The organism is Enterococcus sp. HMSC061C05 (assembly GCF_001814765.1).
GTDB lineage: Bacteria > Bacillota > Bacilli > Lactobacillales > Enterococcaceae > Enterococcus_B > Enterococcus_B lactis.
Genome location: NZ_KV817751.1, coordinates 73,352 through 77,482 on the forward strand (window position 1 = coordinate 73,352; position 4,131 = coordinate 77,482).

Consider the following 4,131-nt stretch of genomic DNA (forward strand, 5'->3'; position numbering starts at 1 on the left):
GAATATTGTGACTTGTGACCGAGGAATTGGTAGGAGAACACCGTTTATCCGGAAAAAGAGCGTGGGACAAAAGTAAAGAACACTTTTGTCTCACGCTCTAAACACGTATAAACGGCGGATCCAGAAGCAACTCCTTCGGAAATAAGCCGAAATTTCACAAAAATTTGAAAAGCAATTCTCGTGAATTCCTTCTTATTTCTTGGAGTTAAACGCTTCTGTCCCAGCCTCTACTTCTTACCTGTTATCCATGTTTCCTTTTTCAGTTTCCCGATATTTTTCCATTTTACGACTAAAAAGCTCTCCGCTACTTGGCGGCGTATACGTGATGGCATTTGCTCCTGCTTGAATGGTCTCAGCAATACTTTCTTCCGTTGGTCCGCCTGTCGCAATAATAGGAAGTTCAGGATACTTTTTACGAAAATGACGTACTGCTTCTGCAGTTTCTTTTCCCGCACTGATATTGATAATCGAAATACCAGCTGCTAACTTTTCATCAATTTCTGTATATTTCGATGTTACCGTACTGATAACTGGGATATCAACTACTCGACAAACTTCTTTCACTGTCTCTAAAGGTGTAGGACCATTCAAAACGACCCCTAAAGAACCTTGCGCTTCTGCAAACATGCTCATGTAAGAAGAACGAGCACCTTGTGTCAATCCGCCTCCTACACCGGAAAAAACCGGAATATCAGCTGCCTCAATGATACTTTTAGTAATTGCTGGATGTGGTGTAAAAGGATACACAGCAATTACTGCATTCGCATTTGTATTTCGTATGATTGCGATATCCGTAGTAAAGATGATCGAACGAATCAATTTTCCAAATATCTTGATCCCGCTTGCTTCTAAAATGATTTCCGGTACTCTTACGATATCTTTTCTCAATTCCGTCATGATTTCCGGCGTAAATTGTTCTGCCATCAGCCACTTCTCCTTTGCTATCTCCGGTCATACTGATTCAACTGGTACGTCTCGATGACCTGGATGATTTTTTGCGCATAACCGGGGTCTGTCGCATAACCTGCATCTTGCAATGCTTGTGCGGCTTCCTGATAATTGGTGGCCGCAATCACTTTTTCATACAGTGCAGGATTCCAATCTACTCCTTGGACAAACAGTTGTGTATGGTCATCCATGGACTGTTCCCATGAATCATACACTTTGAAGTCTCCTTGGATAGTTATCCATTCTTCGTTAACAAATTCCTTTGTTTCCAGGCTTACTTTCTTCTGATCCCCATAAGCCTTGATCCCGAAAAGATTATTGTATTTGCTAGCCAAGGTACTTTTTCCCCAATTCGATTCTAATATAGCTTGTCCTAAAATGATACTAGGAAGCACTCCATAACCATCTTGTAGTTCTTGGGCATGTGGAACAAGCCGTTCAATAAATTGCTGATGGGATTGCGCTTCATTTTCTTGCTGATTATCAGTAAAAGGAGAAGACAGATTCTTCAAGGAAAAAACAAAGGCTAGGAGTATCGCTACTATACCGGCAACCACTGCTGGCCAACGGATATTCTTGCGCTTTTGCTTTTTCCATTTTTTTTTCGCCATGATCAATTCCTACTTTTCATTTAATTCATTCAGATATTCTTCTAGCGTCAATTGGTGTTTGGTGATATACTCAGCATTTTCTTTACCGACATAACGTAAGTGCCAAGGTTCATATGTGATTTTAGTTATATCTTCGCGTCCTTTTGGATAACGAACGATAAATCCATACTGCGCCGCATTCTCTGCAATCCATTTAGCTCCAGGCTGATCTCCGTAACTTGCATCCAATACAGTAGAAGGATAACTGTTGTACCAGTTTTGATCAACGACATCGACTGCCAGACCTGTGTGGTGTTCGCTGTATCCTGGCTCCGTAATCGTTTCTTTAGTGATTTTTGTCGCCTCCTCTTCTGATACACCTTGGCGACTCATCACATCTTGGACATTTTGTTCGAAAACTTGTTGTTGGGATGATACAGACCGGTAAGCTGAAACCATAACTAACGGAAACCCAGCTTCTTCGGCAGCTTTAGCAAATGCTTCATATTCCGGAGCAATACGTTTGTCGATCAAATATCCATTACTCAATGATGCCAATTGAGTAGACTCATCGATTTCTTTTTCTAATTTGTGATCTGGACCAACCAAAACTAGCTGCCAATCGTCTGTTTTAACATCTGGCAATTGTTTGGATGTACGATCTTGTGTTTCTTTGTCCTTTGCCTTGCTGCTTGTTGTTTGACTGTTCTTTTCTTTACTAGCAGTTGTTTTGGTGCTTGTTCGTTCGACCGTTTGATTGCCGGCTTGAACATGCGCGTCATCATCGCTAAAAATAACATAGCCCATTGCTGCGATCATAATCACAACTGCTCCAATTCCTAAAAATTTATTCACTTGAAAAATCCTTTCGTTGTTCTTCACGTTCCCCGTTCGTATCATGAACGTAAGTTTCTTCCAGATTTTCATTCACCCAATCAAGAAGTTCGATTTTTTCTCCTTCAATCTGTTTTTGAACATCTGCTGGCAAACGAAAATTCAAAATATCGTCATAGCCCCATTCATCATATTGAATACTTACTTTCAAGTCAAGGTACCTACCAGCCTGCTGATTGTTTTTCAAAGGGATCAGCTCGACTTTTGCTGCTTTGCTGCTTAGCCATTTTTGCGCGATACGTGTTTTAATTTGTTTATACTCTGCAACAGCAATATTTCGTTTCTCGGGAAAAATAATCGTTTGACGCAAAATCTTTTGCGTAAGCATCCATTCATAATCAGTGAAAAGATTTTTTACTTTCTGCATCGCTTCAGAAGGCAAATTTTTCTCGCCATCTTTCCATTTTTGCCATTGTTCTGGGCTGATCAGCAAGTATTCATCTAAAAAGTTTTTTTCAGTTTCAAACTGTTCCAATAATACACTCATAATAAGATCAATATATACTTGATGCACGTTTATCCCCTCCTTTTAACTATTCTACTTAAGTTTTAGTCAAAAAGCACCTGTTAAATCGCTGCTTTCATTTTTTTTAATGTTTCAAGTCCTCTCCCCTTCATTCTTCGTGATTTTTGTTATAATGATAGACAGAAAAGAATCTCAATCCAACTATGAAGGAGCGTTTTCAGATGAAAAAATATCAATGGGGAATCGTTGGACTAGGTACCATCGCACATGAGTTTGCCGAAAGCTTCAATCAAGAGACAAGCGAACTAACAGCGGTTGCTTCCAGAACTTCAGAAAAAGCGGAAAAATTCGCACACCGTTACAATATTCCAAAAGCTTACGGAAGCTATCAAGAAATGTTAGACGATGCTGAAATCGACATCATATACATTGCTGTACCAAATAAACAGCATATCGACCATATCTTGGCAGCATTGGAAGCAGGCAAACACGTCTTATGCGAAAAAGCCATCACGATGAACAAAAAAGAACTGGCTGACGCTATGCGTTTAGCAGAAGAAAAGAATCTGATTTTAGCAGAAGCCATGACTATCTTCAACATGCCACTTTATCAGCAGTTACGCTCAATAATGGATACAGGAAAACTAGGGGCTTTAAAAATGATCCAAGCACCTTTCGGCAGTTATAAGGAACCAGATCCAGAAAACCGATTCTTCAATCCTGAATTAGCTGGTGGAGCTCTATTGGATATCGGTACGTATGCGGTATCTTTCGCTCGTTTCTTTTTGAGTTCTCAGCCTGAAGTAGTTGCCTCTACAATGGTCCCTTTTGAAACAGGCGTAGACGAGCAATCAGTCACTATTTTGCGCAACAAAGAAAATGAACTTGCTGCTGTCAGCTTGACTTTTCAGGCAAAAATGCCAAAAGTCGGGATCGTTGCCTTTGAAAACGGCTATGTGACGATTGCTGATTATCCTCGTGCGGATCGTGCAGAGATCCTATTTACAGACGGTACGAAGGAATTCATCGAAAGCGGGCGTACTTCTGAAGCCATGAATTACGAAATAAACAATATGGTACACATGATCGAAGGTGACTTGCCAAATCGTTCTCTCTTCTTGACAAAAGATGTCATCGACATCTTGGATCAAATGCAAGTTTTATGGAAAAATATATAATTTTAAAAGGTTGTGAAAAAGCTGGTCTGCATCAAGTAATAAGAACAGCCAAACA

Annotated in this window: 5 protein-coding genes; 1 reads left to right on the plus strand and 4 read right to left on the minus strand. The window is 40.1% G+C overall.

Features of this window, described 5'->3' with window-relative positions:
- Positions 1–234 precede the first annotated feature (234 nt).
- The 4 genes from HMPREF2988_RS10520 to HMPREF2988_RS10535 are packed head-to-tail and all read right to left on the minus strand — an operon-like array spanning position 235 to position 2,946.
- A complete protein-coding gene (locus HMPREF2988_RS10520) occupies positions 235–924 on the minus strand; it encodes a beta/alpha barrel domain-containing protein (protein ID WP_002293277.1) in 690 nt (229 codons plus the stop codon).
- A 17-nt stretch (positions 925–941) separates the two neighbouring features.
- Positions 942–1,559 (minus strand): glycoside hydrolase family 73 protein, encoded by a 618-nt coding sequence (locus HMPREF2988_RS10525; protein ID WP_070770614.1) that lies wholly within the window; start codon positions 1,557–1,559, stop codon positions 942–944.
- Between the two features lie 9 nt (positions 1,560–1,568).
- On the minus strand, positions 1,569–2,393 hold the full coding sequence (locus HMPREF2988_RS10530; protein ID WP_002329114.1) for a M15 family metallopeptidase: 825 nt from the start codon (positions 2,391–2,393) through the stop codon (positions 1,569–1,571).
- Complete coding sequence (locus HMPREF2988_RS10535) at positions 2,386–2,946, minus strand: hypothetical protein (RefSeq protein WP_002293272.1); 561 nt, start codon at positions 2,944–2,946, stop codon at positions 2,386–2,388. The genes HMPREF2988_RS10530 and HMPREF2988_RS10535 overlap by 8 nt, the downstream gene beginning before the upstream one ends.
- Before the next feature lie 173 nt (positions 2,947–3,119).
- Here HMPREF2988_RS10535 and HMPREF2988_RS10540 point away from each other — a divergent pair, with 173 nt between their 5' ends.
- The gene (locus HMPREF2988_RS10540; protein ID WP_070770615.1) at positions 3,120–4,076 is read left to right on the plus strand and encodes a Gfo/Idh/MocA family protein; all 957 of its coding nucleotides are present in this window, start codon (positions 3,120–3,122) and stop codon (positions 4,074–4,076) included.
- The last annotated feature ends 55 nt before the right edge of the window (positions 4,077–4,131 follow it).

What these genes read in the sequence shown, in the direction of transcription:
- HMPREF2988_RS10540 (WP_070770615.1), top strand. Translation starts at nt 3,120, where the DNA reads ATGAAAAAATATCAATGGGGAATCGTTGGACTAGGTACCATCGCACAT.
- HMPREF2988_RS10520 (WP_002293277.1), bottom strand. Translation starts at nt 924, where the DNA reads ATGGCAGAACAATTTACGCCGGAAATCATGACGGAATTGAGAAAAGAT.
- HMPREF2988_RS10525 (WP_070770614.1), bottom strand. Translation starts at nt 1,559, where the DNA reads ATGGCGAAAAAAAAATGGAAAAAGCAAAAGCGCAAGAATATCCGTTGG.